Source organism: Pseudomonas sp. NPDC087185 (assembly GCF_044744955.1).
Classification (GTDB): domain Bacteria; phylum Pseudomonadota; class Gammaproteobacteria; order Pseudomonadales; family Pseudomonadaceae; genus Aquipseudomonas.
In genome coordinates, this window is sequence record NZ_JBIUZK010000006.1 from 430,091 (window position 1) to 449,976 (window position 19,886).

Annotated in this window: 22 protein-coding genes and 1 pseudogene; 9 read left to right on the forward strand and 14 right to left on the reverse strand. The window is 63.5% G+C overall.

Annotated elements, in window-relative coordinates; translation table 11 throughout:
- Window positions 1-143: 143 nt before the first annotated feature.
- From ACIPIJ_RS22170 to ACIPIJ_RS22185, 4 genes are all read right to left on the reverse strand, one after another.
- Complete coding sequence (locus tag ACIPIJ_RS22170) at window positions 144-1,058, reverse strand: SDR family oxidoreductase (protein ID WP_401080528.1); 915 nt, start codon at window positions 1,056-1,058, stop codon at window positions 144-146.
- Between the two features lie 108 nt (window positions 1,059-1,166).
- Window positions 1,167-2,072: an alpha/beta fold hydrolase gene (locus ACIPIJ_RS22175; RefSeq protein ID WP_401080529.1), complete on the reverse strand. Its 906-nt coding sequence runs from the start codon at window positions 2,070-2,072 to the stop codon at window positions 1,167-1,169.
- 179 nt (window positions 2,073-2,251) lie between these two features.
- Window positions 2,252-2,938 carry an LrgB family protein gene (locus tag ACIPIJ_RS22180; RefSeq protein ID WP_401080531.1) on the reverse strand — a complete coding sequence of 229 codons (687 nt, stop codon included), beginning with the start codon at window positions 2,936-2,938 and terminating at the stop codon, window positions 2,252-2,254.
- Window positions 2,928-3,314: a CidA/LrgA family protein gene (locus ACIPIJ_RS22185; protein WP_401080533.1), complete on the reverse strand. Its 387-nt coding sequence runs from the start codon at window positions 3,312-3,314 to the stop codon at window positions 2,928-2,930. The genes ACIPIJ_RS22180 and ACIPIJ_RS22185 overlap by 11 nt, the downstream gene beginning before the upstream one ends.
- Window positions 3,315-3,409: 95 nt before the next feature.
- Between ACIPIJ_RS22185 and ACIPIJ_RS22190 the strand changes: the two genes are divergently transcribed.
- Window positions 3,410-4,300 carry a LysR substrate-binding domain-containing protein gene (locus ACIPIJ_RS22190; RefSeq protein ID WP_401080535.1) on the forward strand — a complete coding sequence of 297 codons (891 nt, stop codon included), beginning with the start codon at window positions 3,410-3,412 and terminating at the stop codon, window positions 4,298-4,300.
- Window positions 4,301-4,429: 129 nt separating this feature from the next.
- On the opposite strand, the gene ACIPIJ_RS22195 is transcribed toward ACIPIJ_RS22190, so the two are convergent.
- The gene (locus ACIPIJ_RS22195) at window positions 4,430-4,885 is read right to left on the reverse strand and encodes a flavodoxin (RefSeq protein WP_401080537.1); all 456 of its coding nucleotides are present in this window, start codon (window positions 4,883-4,885) and stop codon (window positions 4,430-4,432) included.
- 104 nt (window positions 4,886-4,989) lie between these two features.
- Here ACIPIJ_RS22195 and ACIPIJ_RS22200 point away from each other — a divergent pair, with 104 nt between their 5' ends.
- Complete coding sequence (locus tag ACIPIJ_RS22200; RefSeq protein WP_401080539.1) at window positions 4,990-5,418, forward strand: PAS domain S-box protein; 429 nt, start codon at window positions 4,990-4,992, stop codon at window positions 5,416-5,418.
- 59 nt (window positions 5,419-5,477) lie between these two features.
- A complete protein-coding gene (locus ACIPIJ_RS22205) occupies window positions 5,478-6,095 on the forward strand; it encodes a hypothetical protein (RefSeq protein ID WP_401080541.1) in 618 nt (205 codons plus the stop codon).
- Here ACIPIJ_RS22205 and ACIPIJ_RS22210 read toward each other — a convergent pair.
- Window positions 6,080-7,012: a MerR family transcriptional regulator gene (locus ACIPIJ_RS22210; RefSeq protein WP_401080543.1), complete on the reverse strand. Its 933-nt coding sequence runs from the start codon at window positions 7,010-7,012 to the stop codon at window positions 6,080-6,082. The two genes, ACIPIJ_RS22205 and ACIPIJ_RS22210, sit on opposite strands and share 16 nt — an antisense overlap.
- Before the next feature lie 218 nt (window positions 7,013-7,230).
- Between ACIPIJ_RS22210 and ACIPIJ_RS22215 the strand changes: the two genes are divergently transcribed.
- From ACIPIJ_RS22215 to ACIPIJ_RS22230, 4 genes are all read left to right on the forward strand, one after another.
- Window positions 7,231-7,791, forward strand: a complete 561-nt coding sequence (locus tag ACIPIJ_RS22215; protein ID WP_401080545.1) for an antibiotic biosynthesis monooxygenase — start codon at window positions 7,231-7,233, stop codon at window positions 7,789-7,791.
- Window positions 7,792-7,868: 77 nt separating this feature from the next.
- Entirely contained in the window at window positions 7,869-8,561 is a 693-nt protein-coding gene (gene folM, locus ACIPIJ_RS22220; RefSeq protein ID WP_401080547.1) for a dihydromonapterin reductase, read from the forward strand.
- Between the two features lie 9 nt (window positions 8,562-8,570).
- A complete protein-coding gene (locus ACIPIJ_RS22225; RefSeq protein WP_401080549.1) occupies window positions 8,571-8,867 on the forward strand; it encodes a DUF1244 domain-containing protein in 297 nt (98 codons plus the stop codon).
- Window positions 8,860-9,201, forward strand: coding sequence for a HopJ type III effector protein (locus tag ACIPIJ_RS22230; protein WP_401080551.1), 342 nt, complete (start codon window positions 8,860-8,862; stop codon window positions 9,199-9,201). The genes ACIPIJ_RS22225 and ACIPIJ_RS22230 overlap by 8 nt, the downstream gene beginning before the upstream one ends.
- A gap of 63 nt (window positions 9,202-9,264) precedes the next feature.
- Here the strand turns inward: ACIPIJ_RS22230 and ACIPIJ_RS22235 are convergent, their stop codons facing one another.
- The 4 genes from ACIPIJ_RS22235 to ACIPIJ_RS22250 form a co-directional block, all read right to left on the reverse strand.
- Entirely contained in the window at window positions 9,265-10,173 is a 909-nt protein-coding gene (locus ACIPIJ_RS22235; protein ID WP_401080553.1) for an alpha/beta fold hydrolase, read from the reverse strand.
- Window positions 10,174-10,343: 170 nt separating this feature from the next.
- Window positions 10,344-11,555, reverse strand: coding sequence for an enoyl-ACP reductase FabV (fabV, locus tag ACIPIJ_RS22240; protein ID WP_401080555.1), 1,212 nt, complete (start codon window positions 11,553-11,555; stop codon window positions 10,344-10,346).
- 167 nt (window positions 11,556-11,722) lie between these two features.
- Window positions 11,723-12,250 (reverse strand): cytochrome b/b6 domain-containing protein, encoded by a 528-nt coding sequence (locus ACIPIJ_RS22245; protein WP_401080557.1) that lies wholly within the window; start codon window positions 12,248-12,250, stop codon window positions 11,723-11,725.
- Complete coding sequence (locus tag ACIPIJ_RS22250) at window positions 12,250-12,516, reverse strand: PepSY domain-containing protein (RefSeq protein WP_401080559.1); 267 nt, start codon at window positions 12,514-12,516, stop codon at window positions 12,250-12,252. Before ACIPIJ_RS22250 ends, ACIPIJ_RS22245 begins: the two co-directional genes overlap by 1 nt.
- A gap of 192 nt (window positions 12,517-12,708) precedes the next feature.
- Here ACIPIJ_RS22250 and ACIPIJ_RS22255 point away from each other — a divergent pair, with 192 nt between their 5' ends.
- The gene (locus tag ACIPIJ_RS22255) at window positions 12,709-13,887 is read left to right on the forward strand and encodes an acetyl-CoA C-acetyltransferase (protein WP_401080561.1); all 1,179 of its coding nucleotides are present in this window, start codon (window positions 12,709-12,711) and stop codon (window positions 13,885-13,887) included.
- Between the two features lie 22 nt (window positions 13,888-13,909).
- Here the strand turns inward: ACIPIJ_RS22255 and ACIPIJ_RS22260 are convergent.
- A pseudogene (locus tag ACIPIJ_RS22260) lies at window positions 13,910-14,746 on the reverse strand (5-methyltetrahydropteroyltriglutamate--homocysteine methyltransferase); the annotation flags it as partial.
- A gap of 207 nt (window positions 14,747-14,953) precedes the next feature.
- Between ACIPIJ_RS22260 and ACIPIJ_RS22265 the strand changes: the two are divergent.
- A complete protein-coding gene (locus tag ACIPIJ_RS22265; RefSeq protein ID WP_401080563.1) occupies window positions 14,954-16,465 on the forward strand; it encodes a methylenetetrahydrofolate reductase C-terminal domain-containing protein in 1,512 nt (503 codons plus the stop codon).
- Here ACIPIJ_RS22265 and yjiA read toward each other — a convergent pair.
- The 3 genes from yjiA to ACIPIJ_RS22280 form a co-directional block, all read right to left on the reverse strand.
- Window positions 16,401-17,378 carry a GTPase gene (gene yjiA / locus ACIPIJ_RS22270; protein WP_401080565.1) on the reverse strand — a complete coding sequence of 326 codons (978 nt, stop codon included), beginning with the start codon at window positions 17,376-17,378 and terminating at the stop codon, window positions 16,401-16,403. The two genes, ACIPIJ_RS22265 and yjiA, sit on opposite strands and share 65 nt — an antisense overlap.
- Before the next feature lie 72 nt (window positions 17,379-17,450).
- A complete protein-coding gene (locus ACIPIJ_RS22275) occupies window positions 17,451-17,648 on the reverse strand; it encodes a YbdD/YjiX family protein (protein WP_008094130.1) in 198 nt (65 codons plus the stop codon).
- 13 nt (window positions 17,649-17,661) lie between these two features.
- A complete protein-coding gene (locus ACIPIJ_RS22280) occupies window positions 17,662-19,728 on the reverse strand; it encodes a carbon starvation CstA family protein (RefSeq protein WP_401080567.1) in 2,067 nt (688 codons plus the stop codon).
- Window positions 19,729-19,886: the final 158 nt, after the last annotated feature.

Consider the following 19,886-nt stretch of genomic DNA (forward strand, 5'->3'; position numbering starts at 1 on the left):
CTCACTGGCCGGCATGAAGGGCAACTACCCCCCCCCGCCCTTCAGGCCCGCGAGGTTCACCGACGTTGATTTTGAAGCTCCTTGATCTAACGTCTCGATTGGCCGCTGCGCTTTGCAGCGGCCTTTTTTTTGCCTTGGAATAATCACTCCAGCGGATACTTCTGCAGGTTTTCCATCATCTGCTGCAACGCCTGAAAGCTGTCCTGCGGATGCACCGCCTCGGCGAAGTCGCCGATCTGCGCCCAGCTGTCCGCCACCTGCTCAGGCGTAAAACCTTCACGCGGGTCGAAGCCGACACCCAGGCTGCGCTCCCAGCGCACCTTGCCTACCCAGCCGCCTCCCACCTCGAACAGCTGGCCGCTGTCCTGGCACTGCTCACTGCCCAGGTACACCACCAAGGGGCTGACCAGTTCGGGCTTGAGGCGTTCGAACACCTGTGGCGGTATCAGGCCCTCGGTCATGCGCGTGCCTCCGGTGGGCGCGATGGCATTGACCAGCACGCCGTGCTTGCGCCCTTCGATGGCCAGGGTGCGTGTCAGGCCATACAAGCCCAGCTTGGCCATGCCGTAGTTGGCCTGACCGAAGTTACCGTAGATGCCGGAGGTGGAGGCGGTGAAGATCACCCGCCCCCAGTTCTGCTCGCGCAAGTGCGGCCAGGCTGCACGGGTGACCTTGTAGGCACCCTCGACGTGAACCTGGTAAACCTGGTCCCATTCACTGTCGTCCATCTTGTGGAAGGTCTTGTCGCGCAGGATGCCGGCGTTGTTCACCAGCACATCGATCCGGCCAAAGCTGTCCAGGGCCTGCTCGACGATGCGCGCGCCGTCGCTGACCGAATCGTGATTGGCCACCGCCGTGCCGCCCGCGGCACGGATCTCCTCCACCACCCGATCGGCCGCCGAAGCGCTGGCACCTTCGCCGTGGGTTGAGCCGCCGAGGTCGTTGACCACCACCTTGGCGCCACGCGCGGCGAACAGCAGCGCATGTGCGCGGCCCAGGCCACCACCGGCCCCCGTGACGATTACCACACGGTCTTGCAGACGTACCGGCTCGCTCATGCTCATGGCTCCAGGTCAGGTTGAAAGCATTGAGTGTCCGCCAAGCCCCTGCCAGCGGACAATCAAGCTCACTCAGGCTGAATGCCAGGCGATAACACCGAACGATGGTCAGGACCAGGCTACCTTCTGCGGCAGGTAGCTCAGCGGCTGTTCGCGAAAGGCCAGGTAGTGGCGCAATACCTGCACCGGCGCTTCGGTATGCGGGTAATGACCAATGCCTTGCAGTTGCACGGTGTCCGGGTTGGGTACCAGCTGCCGATAGCGCTCGAGCATGTGCGCGCCGGAAAGCGGGTCGACCGCACCGTTGATGAAACGCAGCGGCACGCTCTCGCGTTGCAGGGCGCCGACCCAGCGCTCGCGATGCAACCTGCGCTCGGTCACGAAGCCGACCAACTTGTGCAGGATGCGTGTGCCTCCATGGGTGGCGATCAGGCTCCAGAAGTCATCCAGCGCACTTTCACTGGGGTGCGTGCACGGCCCGTAGACCTGTGTGACATTGCGCACCAGATCGTCGCGCCCAAAGGAACGTGCCACCAGCCAGCCCAGGCGGCTGAGCAGCAGTTTCTGGATCAACAGCACCTGGCAACTTTCAGGAAACAGGCCGCTGTTGAGAAATACGCAGCTAGCGATTTGCGCACGCTGCTCGTGGTGCCGCGCCAGCATTTCCTGGGCCACACTGCCGCCATAATCGTGCGCCAGCAAGTGCACAGGCTGGTCGATTTCGAGGTGGTCAAGCAGCGCCTGCTGCAGGTCGGCTTGCTCGATCAAGCTGTAGGTGTGGTTGAGCGGCTTGGCCGAATCGCCGAAACCGAGCATGTCGCAAGCGATGAGCCGAAAGCGCTGGGCCAGCGGTGTCCAGAGGTAATGCCAATCCCAACTCGCGGTCGGGAATCCATGCAGAAGCAGCAGGGGCTCTCCTTGCCCTGCGGTCCAGTAGCGGATGCTCTGGCCCCGGAATGTGAAACTCTGACTCCGGGTACGCCAGACGCACAATGGTATCTCGGCCAAAGGCATCAGAGTCGTCCCGGGAATGAGGGAGGGGTGCGGGTATAGGGCAAGGCTGCGGTCATTGCATGTCACCTCGGCACATACATGTGCTCTCTATGTCGAGGCTGAGTCTAGTCAGGCGCCAACCCAGTGAAACTTGCGTTGCCAGCCAGCTTGATGACCGAGCGAGTCAGTGGCACGAACGGTCACAGCAGCATGGCCAGCAGGGGCGCGGCAAACAGGTTGAGCAGGCCGGTAAGGACCATGACCAGGCCGGCCACGGAGCCTTCTTCGCGGCCCACTTCCTGCGCCCGGCTGACGCCCGCGCCATGTGCACCGACGCCGAACAGGGCGCCCCGCGCCAAGGGTGTACGCAACGGCAGCCAGCGCAGCAGCACACCGCCGAACATGGCGCCGAGCACGCCGGTGAACATCACGAACACCGCGGTCAGCTCCGGTACACCGCCCAGGTCATGGGCCAGCGGCATGGCGAAAGGCGTGGTGATCGAACGTGGCACCAGTGACAGGCTGATCGCGTTATCCAGCGCCAGCAGGTGAGCCAGCCCCCAGGAACTGCCGATCGACGCCGCACTGCCGGCGACCATGCCCACCAGCAGCGCCGGCCAATGCCGCGCCAGCATTTCCCGCTGCTGCCAGATCGGCACCGCAAAGGCCACCGTCACCGGGCCCAGAACCGTCATCAACCAGTGGGTGTTGCGCGCGTACTCGGCATAGGCGGTGTGCAGCGGTACGGCCACCGCCAGCAACAGCGTGGGCACCAGAATCAGCGGCGACATCAGGTAACGCCCGGTGCGCCGGTACAGCCAACGACTGCCCAGGTACGCCAGCAAGGTCAGCGCCAGCCAGAACAGCGGCATGGGTTCAAGGCTCATGGCGCAGGCTCCAGCGGCATACGAACTCGACCGTCAAGGCGGTTACCACCATGACCATCAAGGTGCTCACGGCAATCACCAGCAGGATGCGCCAGCCTTCATCACGCACCAGGCTGCCGTAATCGAGCAGGCTCATCAGCGCCGGGATAAAAAACAGCAGCATTTCGGCCATGAGCCAGCCGGCGCCCAATTGCAGGGTTGCCGGTTTCACCACGCCGCAAGCGAACAACAGCAGCAGCAGTGCCAGGCCCATCACACCACCGGGGATTGGCCAGCCTGACCAGTCGGCCAACTGGCCACCCAACAGGAACAATGCCCGCAGGACCGCCAACTCGACGAGCAGGCGCAGGGATTTTTTCAATAACGCGGGTTTCATGCGGGTTCCTCGACAGGCCCTCATTCTAAGATTCGGCTGCCTAGGCCAGAAGCGAATTGTTAGACTTGCAGCCATTCCATAATGGAATTCAGGGCATGGAATTCAAACAGCTGCGCAGTTTCATCGAAGTGGTCCACCGCGGGGGCTTCACCCAGGCCGCGCAGACCTTGCACATCAGTCAATCGGCCGTGAGCAAGCAGGTGGCCCAACTGGAGCAAGATGTGGGCCAGCCGTTACTGGAGCGTCAGGCCTCGCAGCTGCACCTGACGGCCGCCGGGCGCATCGTGCTGGAACGTGGCGAAGCGTTGTTGCGCCAGCGTCAGGCATTGCTCAGCGAGCTGGATGACCTCAGCCACATGGCCCGAGGCGAGTTGCGCCTGGGCCTGCCGATGCTGGGTAGCGATGCGCTGTTCGCCGGGTTGTTTGCCGAGTATCGACGGCGCCATCCGAACATCTCGATTCAATTGCTCGAAGGCGGCAGCCGCACCGTCGAGCAGGCTGTGCACAGTGGCGAGCTGGAGTTGGGCGGTAGCCTGACGCCAAGCGACCCAGCGTTCGAATACCAGCCGTTCTGCAACGAACCACTCGATGCACTGCTGCCCGCGGGGCATGCGCTGGCGGACCTGGCGCAGGTCACGCTGCACCAACTGGCCGACACACCCTTTCTGCTGTATCAGCGCAGCTTCGTGCTCAATGACCGGTTGCTCAAGGCGTGCCAGCAGCAGGGGTTTACCCCGAAGGAAGGCGGGCGCAGTGGCCAGGCAGACTTTCTGGTAGCGCTGGTGGCGGCTGGCCAGGGCGTGGTGTTGCTGCCCCGTGTGGTGGCGAAAGCGCTGGAACGCCCTGGGGTGGTGCGTTTGCCGCTGAATGCGCCACAGGGTCTGCGCTGGGACATTGCCTTCATCTGGCGGCGTGGGGCGTATCTGTCGCGGGCGGCGCGGGCTTGGCTGGAGCTGGTGCGGGCAGCCCCAGGCAATGGGCAATAGGCCTCTGCTGATGGCTATTCGCGGGACCAGCCCGCCCCCCACAGGTTCTGCGCAAGGCATGAATGTAGCGGTGAGCCTGTGGGCGCTGGCTTTGCCCCGCGAAAGGGCCGGGGCAGGCGAAGGGAAAACTCAGGCTTTCAACGCTTGGACAAACGTCGCCAACCAGGGCTCGGCATCCGTTTCCGGAGTGACCGTCTCGCTGGCATCCAGCTTGAGCATCGGCTGCACTTCACGCACACCCAACTCGGCAAACAACTCGCGCACCTGCTCGCCACCGCCGCAATAGGTATCGCCGTAGCTTGAATCGCCCAGGGCAATGACCGCCCCCGGCAGGCCCCGCCAAGCGGCGGGAAGCGTGTCGCGAATGGTGCTGTACAGCGGCATGAGGCTGTCCGGCAGTTCGCCCATGCCAGTGGTCGAGGTGACGGCCAGCAGCGCCTCAGGTGCAAAACCTTCGAGGTCCTGCTGGGTGGCGCGGGCCGCGTGCCAGGCCTCAAAGCCTGCAGCCTTGAGCAGCGACTCGGCGTGGCGGGCGACTTCATCGGCGGTGCCGTACACCGAGCCAGAAATAATGGCGACTTTCATCGGGAAGTAGATTCCGAAGCTGAGTGAAAACGTAGGATACTAGCATCCAGCGGTGGCAAAAGGCCGCCTCTACCAAAGTCCCTCCTTTGCCCAATGGCCTGAACATGATCAACGCGCAATTGCTGCAATCCATGGTCGATGCGTCCAACGATGGGATCGTGGTCGCCGAACTGGAAGGCGATGACACCATCCTGATCTACGTGAACGCAGCATTCGAACGCCTGACAGGCTATAGCCGTGACGAAATCCTCTATCAGGATTGCCGCTTCCTGCAGGCCGATGACCGCGACCAACTCGGCCGCGCACGCATTCGCAAAGCCCTGATCGAGGGCCGCCCATGCCGCGAAGTGCTGCGCAACTACCGCAAGGACGGCAGCGCCTTCTGGAACGAGCTGTCGATCACCCCCGTGAAGAACGATGCCGACCAGCGCACGTATTTCATCGGTATCCAGAAGGATGTCAGCCGCCAGGTCGAACTGGAGCGGGAGCTGGCCGAACTGCACGCTCGTCGGAATTTCGACGAGCGCTCCTGAACCAAGCGCCTACGGCACGGTCAATCCCGTTGAAGAAATCGTCACCACCGAGTTCGATCATGCACGCCGATGCGCTTTTGACCCAGGACGAGCTGGATTTCATCCAGGACATGCAGCACTCCCCGCAATTGAACCTGGCCGACCCCATGTCGAGCCTGCTGGTCAATGGCGACCGCCGTATTCAGTCCTTGCTGACCCGCCTGGTCGCCAACGAGCAGGTCACCCTGCAGGCACAGTTCAACAACCAGCAGATCAGCTTCCCGTTGCAACTGGTGGAGGACGAGTTCCACGCCGTGCACCTGCAGATCGGCTCGCCGGAAATCTATGAAGACGGCCCGATGCTGCGCCCTTGGCGCCTGTCGATGGACCAACCGAGTGCGCTGCTGGATGCACAGGGCCACGTCAGTGGGCTGTTCGTGCGCGATATTTCGTTCAAAGGCGCGCTGCTTGAAGTGCGCGGCCTGGCGGAAGCGCCTACACGCTTCGACCTGCGCTTCGCGCCAGCCGGCATCCCGGCCATTAGCCTGCATGGCAGGCTACGCCGACGTATTGGCCCGGACCTGGCGGCCTACGACCTCAGCCGAAGCGCCGATGCAGAAATCGACCGCCTGCGTGAATACATTCTCCAGGCCCACCGTGAGGCCCACCCAGAGCTGCACGCTCAGGTATCGAGCTGACCGGCGAGGTACTGCCGCAACCGCCGCCGCATCAGGTCGCCTTCTGCGCCGAGGCACGCCACCGGGCTGCCCGCCAGGCTCTCCTGGGCGATTTCTGCCGCCTCGCCGGCCAACAGCAACGGGCACTCCAGCCCTACGGCCAGGCGGCTCAAGCGTTTGCCCAGTTCGGCAGTGGGTACGTGATTGGAGAACAGCACCAGCGCATCCGGCCTAAGCCTGCCCGACACCACCGCCAGTTCGTCCAGCGGCTGCCCAGGCATCAGCAAGGTCACCGCCACATCGTCGCTGCACAACAGCAGACCGGTGACCAGCAGTTCCAGCTCGAAACACTGCCCCGGCAGCGGCGCCAGCAGCACGCTGCAGCGGCGCGGCACCCGTGTGAGCTGCAGGCGCGAAAACACCCGGGCACGCAGGAACTGATCGAGGAACAGCCATTCGCTGGCCTGGCCAAAAGCCCCCTGCCCGGCCGCCAGGTCATGCCAGACAGGCATGAACACTTCGGCGAACACCTGATCCTGACTGACAGTGGCGAACACCTGGTCGAACAGCAGGCCCAGGCTGACGGCATCGAAGCGTTGCACCGCCTCGCGCACTTGTGCCTGCCAGTGGGCAGCGGAATCGGCCGCGAGCGTGCCCTGCACATGCGCCGGGCTGCGGGCCAGGATGCTGCCGACCTTGCTGACCGCGACGCCGCGCTCGAGCCAACCCAGAATGCGACGGATATCGTCGATATCCGCCTGCGAATACAGCCGGTGGCCACTGTCGGTACGGGTCGGCTGGATCAGCCCATAACGGCGCTCCCAGGCACGCAGGGTCACGGCATTGACCCCGGTGAGCCGAGAAACTTCGCGGATCGGGAACAAGTCCTGGTGGTCCAGCCCTGCCTCGATTTGCGAGGTACTTCCCTGTTTGTTCATCTGCACTGGGTAACCTGTGCGCGGTAATTGAACGCGCATTCTACTACGAGGCGATACCTCACAGGTTAGCGACCGTTTGCCACTAGATATTTGCCGATCAACGTGTTTAAGCGATAATTCGCGCCCGATTCTTGCATGCAAGCCTGCGTTGCCCACCACCCCGGGCCACGCAGCCAAGGGGCCGGCTACCCGCCAGCCCCGTCGCCAGGAGATACACAATGTCTACCCCACCCGTCACCTTGATGGTGTCGCGCCGCGCCGCCCATGGCCGCTACCAGGACCTGCTGGCCTGGCTGCACGAAGGCGAGCAGCTGGCCACCGACTTCCCCGGCTACCTGGGTTCGGGCATCCTCGCACCGCCCCGTGATGGCGATGAATTCCAGATCATTTTCCGCTTCAGCGACGAACCTACCCTGCACGCTTGGGAGCATTCCGCCTCGCGCCGGGCCTGGCTGCAACGCGGCAACGGCCTGTTCGAGCGCCCCAAAGAGAGGCGCGTGAGCGGTATTGATGACTGGTTTGGCACCAATACAGTGCAAAAACCACCACGCTGGAAGCAGGCAGTGGCGATCTGGCTGGCGTTTTTCCCGGTCTCGCTGCTGTTCAATGTGCTGTTCGGCCATTGGCTGGCCGGGCTCGAACTGGTGCCGCGGGTCATGCTCAGCACCCTGGCCCTGACGCCGCTGATGGTCTACCTGTTCATCCCCCTCTCCACTCGCCTGCTGGCCGGCTGGCTGCACGCCTCGCCTTCCACTGGCGCCGCCCTGCGCAGCCGCTGAGGCCAGGCCATACAAGAGGGAAACAGTTCGGGTATGCTGGGCGGCAACGACAGGAAAGACAAGTTGACCGCCCGCACATGAACAGCCCAATTCTCGTTACCGGAGCCAGCCAGCGCGTTGGGCTGGCCCTGGCCCTTGAACTGGCAGAGGCCGGCCATACCGTGGTCAGTGCCAGCCGCAGCGTCCAGCCACAGTCCGCGCACCCGAATATCGTGCAGTTCCAGGCCGACCTGTGCCTGGCAGCCGACCGCCAGGCACTGATCGACTACCTGCAGCAGCATTACGACGGGCTGCGCGCGATCATCCACAACGCCTCATTGTGGCTCGATGATGGCCTGGACAACCTCGAGACCATGTTCCGCCTCCACGTCGAGGCGCCGTACCACCTGAACCTGGCCCTGGGCGACCTGCTGGCCAAGGTCGACAAGGCCGACATCATCCATATCTGCGATGAAACCTCTTCGCGTGGCAGCAAAAGCCATATCGGCTACGCCGCGACCAAGGCCGCGCTGCAGAACATGGTGCTGTCATTCGCCGAAAAGTACGCGCCCAAGGTGCACGTCAACGGTATCCTGCCGGGGCTGCTGATCCTCAAGGAAGGGGGTGACGAAGCCTACCGCCAGCAGACCCTGAACAAGGCCCTGCTGCCATTCGAGCCCGGCGCCGGGCCGCTGATCGAGACGGTCAAGTACCTGCTCGCCAGCCAGTACAGCACCGGCAGCCAGGTGGTCATCAATGGTGGCCGCCACCTGAAGAATCGCATGACCTGAGAGAAGCCCATGACTCCCCAACAACAGCTCGAACTCGAAGCAGCCGCCTTCCGGCGCCTGGTCGCACACCTGCAGAACCGCACCGATGTGCAGAACATCGACCTGATGAACCTGTCCGGCTTCTGCCGCAACTGCCTGTCCAAGTGGTACAAGGCCGCTGCCGACGAGCACCAGGTCGACATCAGCCTGGATGACGCCCGTGAAGCGGTGTATGGCATGCCCTACGCCGAGTGGAAAACCCAGTACCAGAAAGAAGCCAGCGCCGACCAGCAAGCGGCGTTCGAAAAAGGAAAACCTCGTGACTGATCTGAACACCCTGCGCACCCGCCTGGCCAGCGGCGAACACGCCTTTGCCGACACCCTGGCGTTCATTGCCGGCAACTACAACTACCAGCCACAAGCCTTCAACAATGGCGGCGTGGAAAACGCCGCCGGGCAGAACGAAGGCTCGTGCAAGACCCTGGGCCTGGCCCTGCTGGAAGGCCTGAGCGACCAGGAGGCCCTGCTGGCCTTCGGCGAGCACTACCGCGATGTACTGGCCACGCCTGAAGGCAATGACCATGGCAACATACGTGCGCTGATCAAGCACGGCCTGGCGGGTGTGAAGTTCACTGCTCAGCCGCTTTCGCGCAACGCCTGATAGTGCCGGGGCCGCCATGCGGCCATTCGCCGGCAAGCCGGCGAAGGGGCCGGGCAGGCCACATCAGCTGATGATCTGCCCCGGCCCGTCGGCCAGCAAGCCGCCGCGCTGCAACCACGCCAGCGCAATCGGCCATAGGCTCTCGCGGAAGCGATCATGGAAAAACGCGAAATGGCCAATGTCCTCGACCGAGATATCCACAGGTGCAATGCGCAGATGCTGACGTTCGGCCCCCTGTAAATAACCGAGTAATCGCTCGGTGGCCGCCACCGTACCAAACGGATCATCGGTCAGGCTGATGGCCAATGTCGCTGCTCGCACCTGAGCAAACGGCAAACCGTCCAACTTGCGCCCGCTAGGCCTGTGCTCATAACGCGGCGTACGGGTGGTCCAGTCCTGCACCACGCCTGCTGGCGTGTCTTCCATCCAGCCCAGCCGCTTGCCGGGGAAGTAGCCGAACACACGGGTCAGCAAAGGCATTGCCACGTGCCATTTGCCGAACAGCCGCCAACGCTGATCGGCCGCGTAATCGCGCCAGTAAGCGAACTGTGCCCCCACCATCACCACCCGCCGAACCTGCCCGGCAGAAGGCGCCAGCCCCACGGCGCAACCGCCGAAGCTGTGCCCTACCACATCCACCGGCTGGCCGGGAAACGCCTGGGCAGCGTGCACCAGCATGGCTTCGAAATCCAGGCGGCCCCAGTCGCTCCACGATGCCTGGAACCCCCGCAAGGAAGCTGGCCTGGATTCGCCGATGCCCCGGTAGTCGTAGGTCAACACGTCGCAGCCGTGGGCGAACAGGTAGGCGGCAAAACGGGCGTAATAACGGCAGCGCACGGACGTGGCGGCGTTGATGATCACCAGCGGGCGCTGGGGATTGGCCTGGGCGTGGCGCCAGCAGAAGCCGCCGAGGCTGTAGCCGTCGGCTGTGGTCTGGCGAAAAGGCGTGGCCGGTTGGGTGAGGCTGCTCATGGCGCGCTTCCTGTTGTTGTGCGCCAACGCTAGCAAAAATTCTTGTGTCTGTACTGGCCTCCCCACGGGGCACGCCCCCTCCCACAGGTTTGAGGCAGCGCCTACATTCCTTGTGGGAGCGGGCTTATCGGGGCGCCGAAGCGCCGCGAAGGGGCCAGCCCAGATTCAGCTTACAGCTCGATGCAGTCGAACTTCACATCGGTAGCCACGTCTTCGTCGTAGTTGACGTCAGCGCGCTCGAAACCGAACAGGTTGAGGAACTGCTTCTTGTAACCGGCGTAGTCGGTCAGTTCGAACAGGTTCTCGGTGGTCACTTGCGGCCACATGGCCTTGCAGGCGTGCTGCACGTCGTCGCGCAGTTCCCAGTCGTCCAGGCGCAGGCGGCCTTTCTCGTCGACTTCGGCCGGCTGGCCGTCAGCACGGAACAAGCGCTCACGGAACATACGATCGAGCTGGTTCTGGGTACCTTCGTGAACACCCTTCTCCTGCATGATCTTGAACACCATCGACAGGTACAACGGCATCACAGGGATGGCCGAGCTGGCCTGGGTGACTACCGACTTGAGCACGGCCACATTGGCCCCGCCTTTGACTTCACCGGCCAGTTTCTCGTTCAGGCGCAGCGCGGTATCGTCCAGGTCCTGCTTGGCCTGGCCCAAGGCGCCGTGCCAGTAGATCGGCCAGGTGATGTCGCTGCCGATATAGCTGAAGGCCACGGTGCGTGCACCTTCGGCCAGTACGTTGGCGTCAGCCAGGGCGTCGATCCACAGCTGCCAGTCCTGGCCACCCATGACGGTGACGGTGTCGGCGATTTCCTGCTCGGTGGCCGGCTCGATGCTGGCCTCGATGATGGTGTCTTTGTTGGTGTCGATGGCGGTCGACTTGTACGGCTGGCCGATGGGCTTGAGCGCGGAACGGATCACTTCACCGGTCTGCGGCAGCTTGCGCACCGGCGAGGCCAGGGAGTAGATCACCAGGTCGACCTGGCCGCCCATTTCGTTCTTGATCAGCTCGATGACCTTGGCGCGGGCTTCGTCGGAAAAGGCATCACCGTTGATCGACTTGCTGTACAGGCCTTCTGCCTTGGCGAACTTGTCGAAAGCCGCCGAGTTGTACCAGCCAGCGGTACCGGCCTTGGTCTCGGTGCCTGGTTTCTCGAAGAACACGCCCAGGGTGTCGGCCTTGAAGCCGAAGGCTGCGGTGATGCGCGCCGCCAGGCCGTAGCCGCTGGATGCGCCGATGACCAGGACCTTCTTCGGGCCATCCTCGCGCACGCCCAATTTGCGGGTGGCTTCGATCTGGTCACGGACGTTGAGCTCGCAGCCCTTCGGGTGAGTCGTGGTGCAGATGAAACCGCGAACCTTAGGATGAATGATGGCCAATGTCTGTACCTCGTCAGGTTTATGCTGGGAAGCGCCGCCTTCGGGCGATTCCGATTGATCAGAGGGTGAGACTACCCCCGCAGGTTATCCGACACATATTACGGGGTGTTTGAGGGGATGCAAAACTGCGCTTGCTCGGCCAGCTGGCCTTGCAGCCACTGCACCGCCTAGCGCTGGCGACGGCGCCCGGTGATCATCGACAGCGGCAAATTCTCGCGCAGGCGCACGCTTTCGACGATGGCCGCCAGCACGTGCACGCACACCAAGGCCAGCACGGCATCGGCCAGGAAGCTGTGCACGTCTATCGGCCAGTCGGCGCCCCATAGCGCGTCGACCTCCTGGGAGGCCCAGCCCGTCAGGCCGAGCCCGGTGATGCCGGCCAGCATCAGCAGCATCACCAGTGCGCCAATCGGCGAATGCCCCAGGCGATGATAAGGCTCGCCCCGCACCAACGCCCGGGCATGCGCGGCAAGGCGTGCGGGCGTCGGCCAGAAGTCTGCCCAACGCGCACTTTGCGGCCCGACGAAGCCCCACACCAGGCGCAACACCACGCAACCCAGCGCGTAATAGCCGAGCCATTGGTGCCAGTCGTCACCCTCTTCGTTGAAAAAGTAATCGGCCAAGAACACGGTGGCGAACGACAGGTGGCACAGCCGCAGGAGCGGGTCCCACAGCTGCACCGTTGGCGTCTGCATCAGTCTTCGATCTCGGTCTTGACCGGCTTGCCGGTGACTGGATCATGGTAGATCTCGACCTTCCTGCCATCCTTGTCGAAGCCGTAGATTTCGTAGCAGTTGCCTTTGGTGACCTTGAACTTGTTGATCTTGTAGCCCTGCGCCTTGAGCTGGGCCTGGAACTTGTCCTGGTCTTGCCAGGTACTTTTGTCAGCGGTGGTGCATTGGGTGGCGGCGAATGCACTGCTGCAGCCGATCAGCAGGGTAAGGGCAATCAGGGTACGCATGGCAATGAGCTCCAATCGGATGAATGAAACTGCTAGGCCGAACGTTTCCAGCTTAGCCCAGGGTTGCCCTTGCCTACTTGCCAGGCGGATTGATTTGTTTTCCACATCAATGGCAAAGAAAATCAAACTTAACAAATGAGCCGAAGCGGCCGATGCTGTCGGCACTACGCTCATTGTCCGGAGAACAACAACATGAACGACGTGGTCATCGTCGCCGCAACCCGTACCGCCATCGGCAGCTTCCAGGGCGCCTTGGCCAACGTGCCCGCCGTCGACCTCGGTGCGGCCGTGATCAAGCGCCTGCTGGAGCAGACCGGGCTGGACCCGGTGCAGGTCGACGAAGTGATCCTCGGCCAGGTGCTCACCGCCGGTGCCGGGCAAAACCCTGCCCGCCAGGCCGCGATCAAGGCCGGCCTGCCCTACAGCGTGCCGGCACTGACCCTGAACAAAGTCTGCGGCTCGGGCCTCAAGGCCTTGCACCTGGCGGCGCAGGCCATCCGTTGCGGCGATGCCGAGGTGGTAGTCGCCGGCGGCCAGGAGAACATGAGCCTGGCCCCCTATGTGATGCCTTCTGCCCGCACCGGCCAGCGCATGGGCCATGGCCAGCTGATCGACAGCATGATCACCGACGGCCTGTGGGATGCATTCAACGACTACCACATGGGCATCACCGCGGAGAACCTGGTCGAGCAATACAGCCTCAGCCGTGAGCAACAGGATGCGTTTGCCGCTGAATCACAGCGCAAGGCCGTGGCAGCCATCGAAGCTGGCCGCTTCCAGGACGAAATCACGCCGATCGTGATGCCGCAGAAGAAAGGCGACCCCAAGGTCTTCGAGCGTGACGAGCAGCCACGCCCAGGCACTACCGCCGACTCCCTGGCCAAACTGCGCCCGGCCTTCAAGAAAGAGGGCAGCGTCACGGCGGGCAATGCCTCCAGCCTCAACGACGGCGCCGCCGCGGTGCTGCTGATGAGCGCAAGCAAGGCCAAGGCCCTGGGCCTGCCGGTGCTGGCAAAAATTGCCGCGTACGCCAGTGCCGGGGTGGACCCGGCAATCATGGGCATCGGCCCGGTATCGGCCACCCAGCGTTGCCTGGACAAAGCGGGTTGGCAGCTGGGCGAACTGGACCTGATCGAGGCCAACGAGGCCTTTGCCGCGCAGGCGCTGGCAGTGGGCAAGGCGCTGGAGTGGGACGCAAGCAGGGTCAACGTCAATGGCGGCGCCATTGCCCTGGGGCACCCGATCGGCGCTTCCGGATGCCGGGTGCTGGTGACCTTGCTGCATGAGATGATCAAGCGCGATGCGAAGAAAGGCCTGGCTACCTTGTGCATTGGGGGAGGCCAAGGGGTGGCGCTGGCAATCGAACGTTGATGGCTTGATTCGGCAACGCTCAAGCGGCAACAGCGTTCTGTTGCCGCGAGTCATTCAACGCCTTGGCCAGCACGGCCACTTCCTGGCATTTCTGTACGGCCAGATCCAGCGGACTGTGCGGCAGTGCGCAAGATGGCGCCACCCACAGCCGCTCACCCAGGCGCTCGTGGGCATCGCGCAGCAGATCCAGGGTCTGCTCCAGGTCGCAAGGCGAGGCGTTGCGGCCGTCGACCAGCCCCAGCGACAGCACCTTGTAAGCCGGCAGGCGGTCGAGCATGGTCGTGTACTGCTCGGGCGCCTGCACCAGGTCGATGTGCAAGCCATCGACCGGCAGGTTTGCGGCCAGGCCGAGGTTACCGTCAAGGCCTCCCGCGTAAGTGGCGACCAGCTTCTTCAGCGGTGCGCGCTGAAGGATGTTATAGGCGCGTTCGTAGGCGTTTTTCCAGTCTTGCGGCAAGTCATGGGCGAGGATCGGTTCATCGATCTGTACCCATTCAACACCCAGGGCAGCCAGTCGGTTGAGGGTCTGGTCATACAGCGGCAGCAGGCGTTCAAGCAGCTCCAGCTTGTCAAAGTCGCCGCCCAGCGTCTTGCCCCGCCACAGGTAGCTCAAGGGGCCAATCAGCACCGGTTTGACCGAGTATCCCAAGGCCCTGGCGTGCTCTACTTCTTCGAAGAGCTGCTCCCAGTTCAGGGCAAACTGTAGATCATCGCAGGTCAGGCAGGCCGGCACCTGGTCGTTCCAGGCGAAATCACCAACGGGCAGTAAATCGATGCCGGCGTCTTTCTGCGCCTGCCAGTGGCAGGCACGCAATTCGCGATCAATGCGCGGAAAACCCAGATTGTGTGCCAGTGCCATGTCTTGTCCCGTCAGCTTGCCTTAATGAATGAGGGCATTTTCCAGCTCGCGTTCCATTGAGACAAACTCATTAAATTTGAGATCAACTCAAGATTTTTTCATGATAATGGGGATGTCTCATTCAGAGCATCGCCCTGCGCATCCAGACATGACCCCGCCCGTCTTCTGCCGCACAATGCCTCCCTGACCACACAGGTGTCCGGCCACATGAGCCTCCTGAAAACCGCGCTGCACGAACAGAACTTCGTTTGCGTCATGGAATTCGTCCCCAAGCCCTCGGCGGATCGCTTTGCCGCGATGGACGCGATCATGGCCCGTGGGCAATTGTGCGGCTGGCCGATGACCGTGGCCATCGGTGACCGGGTCGGCAGCCCGCTGGACCTTTCGCCGCTGGACGCCCTGACCTCTTTCAGCAAGCCGGTCCCTGCCTTGCCCCACTTCTCCGGCAAGGACCGCGAACGCCACCACCTGCTGGCCCACTTGCAACGCATGGACGCCGCCGGCCTCGACCAGTTGCTGCTGCTCACCGGCGACCGCCTGCCCGGCCACCAGCCTGGTGAACGCCCGGTGCGCTACCTGGAATCGGTCGCCGCGCTGCAGATCGCCCGCCAGGCCTGCCCGCACTGGCTGCTCGGCGCCGCGCTCAACCCGTTCAAGTACCGTGAGGAAGAAGGCGGCGCGCAATACTTCAAGGCCGAGAAAAAACTGGCCGCAGGAGCGGACTTTCTTACTTTGCAACTGGGCTTCGATGCCAGCAAGCACCAGGAAGCCATGCGGTGGATGAACCGCCAGGCCGCGCCCAAGCCGATGCTGGCCTGCCTGATGAGCCTGACCCATGGCCGCGCCGCGATGCTCGAACATGTCGCTGGCGTGACCGTCTCGCCGTCCATGCGCGACATGCTCGAAGCCGAAGCGGCGGTGTCCAAGGCGTATGCCCAGGCGCGCAGCGTCGATCGCCTGGCGTTGCAGATCATCGGCGTGAAGTTGATGGGCTACGCCGGCATACACGTGTCGGGCATTCACGAACTCAAGCAGCTGCTGGCCCTGGAGGAGCGCCTTGAGGATTGGCAGGCACGCCTGCACACCCTGGAACAGTGGGCCCCGGCCTGGGCCGACAGTTGGCAGATGCCTGGCCTGCCAGCGGTGACGTTTCACCCACCGCAAGCGGCCTGGCGCCAAGGCGAGTCGAAGGTCGGAGCAAGCCGCAAGGAGCAACTGCGCTACCACCTGTTGCACGGTTTTCACGCCCTGCTGTTCAGCCGCAACAACTGGCTGAGCAAGGCCTTCGGCTGGGCCGTACGCCGGCCATGGTGGGCAAGCGCCAGGGGCACCCGCTGGCTGCATGGCCTGGAGCGCAGCGTGAAGCGGCCGCTGCTCGGCTGCGACACCTGCGGCCGTTGCCGCCTGGAAGACACCCTGTACATCTGCCCGGAAACCTGCCCCAAGGGCCTGGCCAACGGCCCCTGCGGCGGCACCGCACTGAACCGTTGCGAGTTCGGCGACCGCGAGTGCATCCACAGCGTCAAGTACCGCACTGCCAAGACCGTGCGCCAGACCGCCGTGCTCACTGAACGGCTGATCCCCTGCATCGAGGTCCAGACGCGCCACCGCAGTTCATGGCCGCAGTGGTTCGACGCAACGAGGCCCCGCCACGTCAGCCCGCAGCCAACGCCTCGAAACCCGCCCGAATCGTCGCCTCAGGCAGTTCATCGGCAATGAACACCATCACGCTCTCGCGGCTTTCGCCGTCGGCCCACTCGGCGTCCCAGTCGAAGCCATAGAGCTTGAGCACGCCTTGGAACACCAGGCGGCGATCTTCCCCGGCGATGTTGAGCACGCCTTTGTAACGCAGCAGTTGCTTGCCATGGGTTTCCAGCAACGCGTTCATGAAGTCGCTGAGGCGATCGATGTCCAGCGGTACCTCGGTGCGAAGCACCAGCGTGGAGATACGGTCCGGCGTAGCGGGCTTGAGCACCGGGCGCAGGGTCGGCTTGAGGTTTGCACCCAGGTCGGGGTTGAGGTTGAAGCCGCGCACATCGAGCAACTCGGCCAGGTCGATACGGCCGTGTTCCACCACACGCATGGCTGCACGGCCATTGATGCGCGCCAGGCGCTCTTGCAGGGCTTGCACCGCCACCGGCTCGACCAGGTCGGTCTTGCTCAACAGCAGGCGATCGGCAAAGCCCACCTGTGCCTGGGCGATGGTCTGGGTGAGGTGCAGCTCGGCGTGCGCCGCATCGACCAGGGTGATGATGCCGTCGAGGATGTAGCGATCACGCAAGTCTTCTTCGATGAAGAAGGTCTGCGCCACTGGCGCCGGGTCGGCCAGGCCGGTGCACTCGATCACCAGGCGGTCAAAGGCGATCTCGCCGGCGTCCAGGCGTTCGAGCAGCAGGTACAGGGCGCGGGTCAGGTCGCCATGGATGCTGCAGCACACGCAGCCGTTGGCCAGGGTCATGACCTGCACCGGCTCGTCACCCAGCAGTTGGCTGTCGATGCCGGCCTCGCTGAACTCGTTTTCGATCACGGCGATTTTCAGGCCGTGCTCGGCCTTGAGCATGTGCTTGAGCAAGGTGGTCTTGCCGGCACCGAGAAAGCCGGTCAGGACGGTTACGGGAATGGGCGTCTGCACGCAGAAATCTCCTGAAGCTGAAAATGACTGTGGGAGCCCACAGGCTCCCACAGGTTCACGCAGTGTGCCGGATCAGCAGCACTTGGGGCCGGACTTGCCGCCGTAACGGGCCTCCTGGCGTTCGCGGAAGAACGCCTCGTAGCTCATCACCGGCTTGTCCGGGTGCTTGGTCTGCATGTGCTCGACGTAGTTGTCGTAGTCGGGCATGCCGACCATCAGGCGGGCTGCCTGCCCCAGGTACTTACCCAGTCGACCCAGGTCGTTGAACATCGCAGCAGTCCTCTCAAGCGTCAGGCAGGGCCTGGAACGGGGTTTCCTTGTCGGTGCGCTCCTTGCGGCCCAAAGCGGCGTAGCCAACCTTGAGGGCGAAGAACAGCACGCTGAACACCACCACCAGGAACAGAATGGTCAGGCCGGCGTTGGTGTAGGCGTTGAAGATCACGTGCTGCATCTGCCCGATGTCCTTGGCCGGAGCCAGTACCTGGCCGGCGTCGAGCGCGGTGCTGTACTTCTTGGCCAGGGCCAGGAAGCCAACGGCCGGGTTCGGGTCGAACAGCTTGATCAGGCCCGCGGTGGTGGTGCATATCAGCAGCCACACAGCCGGCAGCAGAGTGACCCAGACGTAGCGCTGGCGCTTCATCTTGATCAGTACCACGGTACCCAGCATCAGGGCGATACCGGCCAGCATCTGGTTGGAGATGCCGAACAGCGGCCACAGGGTGTTGATACCGCCCAGCGGGTCGATCACGCCTTGATACAGCAGGTAGCCCCACAGCGCCACGCAGCCGGCGGTGCCGATCAGGTTGGCAGTCCACGATTCGGTGCGTTTCAGCGCCGGCACGAAACTGCCCAGCAGGTCCTGCAGCATGAAGCGGCCGGCACGGGTACCGGCGTCCACTGCGGTGAGGATGAACAGCGCCTCGAACAGGATCGCGAAGTGGTACCAGAAGGCCATGGTGTTTTCACCCGGCAGCACCTGGTGAAGGATCTGCGCGATACCGACCGCCAAGGTCGGTGCACCGCCGGCGCGGGCCAGGATGGTGTGCTCGCCGATGTCGCGGGCGACCGCTTCAAGCTGCTCGGGGGTGATCAGGAAGCCCCAGCTGCTGACCGTCTGCGCCACCGAAACAACGTCGGACCCCACCACGGCGGCCGGGCTGTTCATGGCGAAGTACACACCCGGTTCGATCACCGAGGCAGCGACCATGGCCATGATGGCGACGAACGACTCCATCAGCATGCCGCCGTAGCCGATGTATCGGGCGTTGGTTTCGTTGTCCAGCAGCTTGGGCGTGGTGCCCGAGGAGATCAGCGCGTGGAAGCCAGACACCGCGCCACAGGCAATGGTAATGAACAGGAATGGGAACAGGGTGCCCTTCCACACCGGCCCGGTGCCGTCGGTGAACTGCGTCAGCGCAGGCATTTTCAGCTCTGGCGCGATGATCAGGATGCCGATGGCCAGGCCGACGATGGTGCCGATCTTGAGGAAGGTCGACAGGTAGTCACGCGGCGCCAACACCAGCCACACCGGCAGGACGGCGGCGACGAAACCGTAGCCCACCAGCATCCAGGTGATCTGCACCCCGGTGAAGGTGAACGCCGGGCCCCAGACCGGGTCTGCGGCGATCTGGCCCCCCAGCCAGATCGACGCCAGCAGCAGCACCACGCCGACCACCGAAATCTCGCCGATGCGGCCCGGGCGGATGTAGCGCATGTAGATGCCCATGAACATCGCGATCGGGATGGTCGCCATCACCGTGAACATGCCCCATGGGCTTTCGGCCAGGGCCTTGACCACGATCAGCGCCAGCACCGCAAGGATGATGATCATGATCAGGAAGCAGCCGAACAGGGCGATGGTGCCCGGGATGCGGCCCATCTCCTCGCGCACCATGTCGCCCAGCGAGCGGCCGTTGCGGCGGGTGGACAGGAACAGGACCATGAAGTCCTGCACCGCACCGGCCAGCACCACGCCGGCGATCAGCCACAGCGTGCCGGGCAGGTAGCCCATCTGCGCAGCAAGCACAGGGCCGACCAGGGGGCCGGCGCCGGCAATCGCGGCGAAGTGGTGACCGAAGAGGATGTGTTTATTGGTCGGGACGTAGTCCAGGCCGTCGTTGTTGAGTACCGCGGGGGTGGCTCGGCGTGGGTCGAGCTGCATCACCTTGGTGGCGATGAACAGGCTGTAGTAGCGATAGGCGACCAGGTAGAGGGCCACCGATGCGACCACGATCCACAAGGCATTGATCGCCTCGCCGCGACGCAGGGCAACCACACCCAGCGCGCAGGCCCCTATGACTGCCAGCGCCAGCCACGGAATGTGGCGTAGCAGGCTATTATTGTTGTTCATGGTTTGCTTCCAGCTGGTGGATTGGAAAGACCGCCCATCGAGTCTAGGGCCAGTCATCGCGCATTGCCACACTTGCTTTGGTCTAGAGCCTCTGCGGCCAGATTGCGGTACCTGAATAGGCGTACAGGATCAACTATAGTCAGGATCAACCTCGAGGG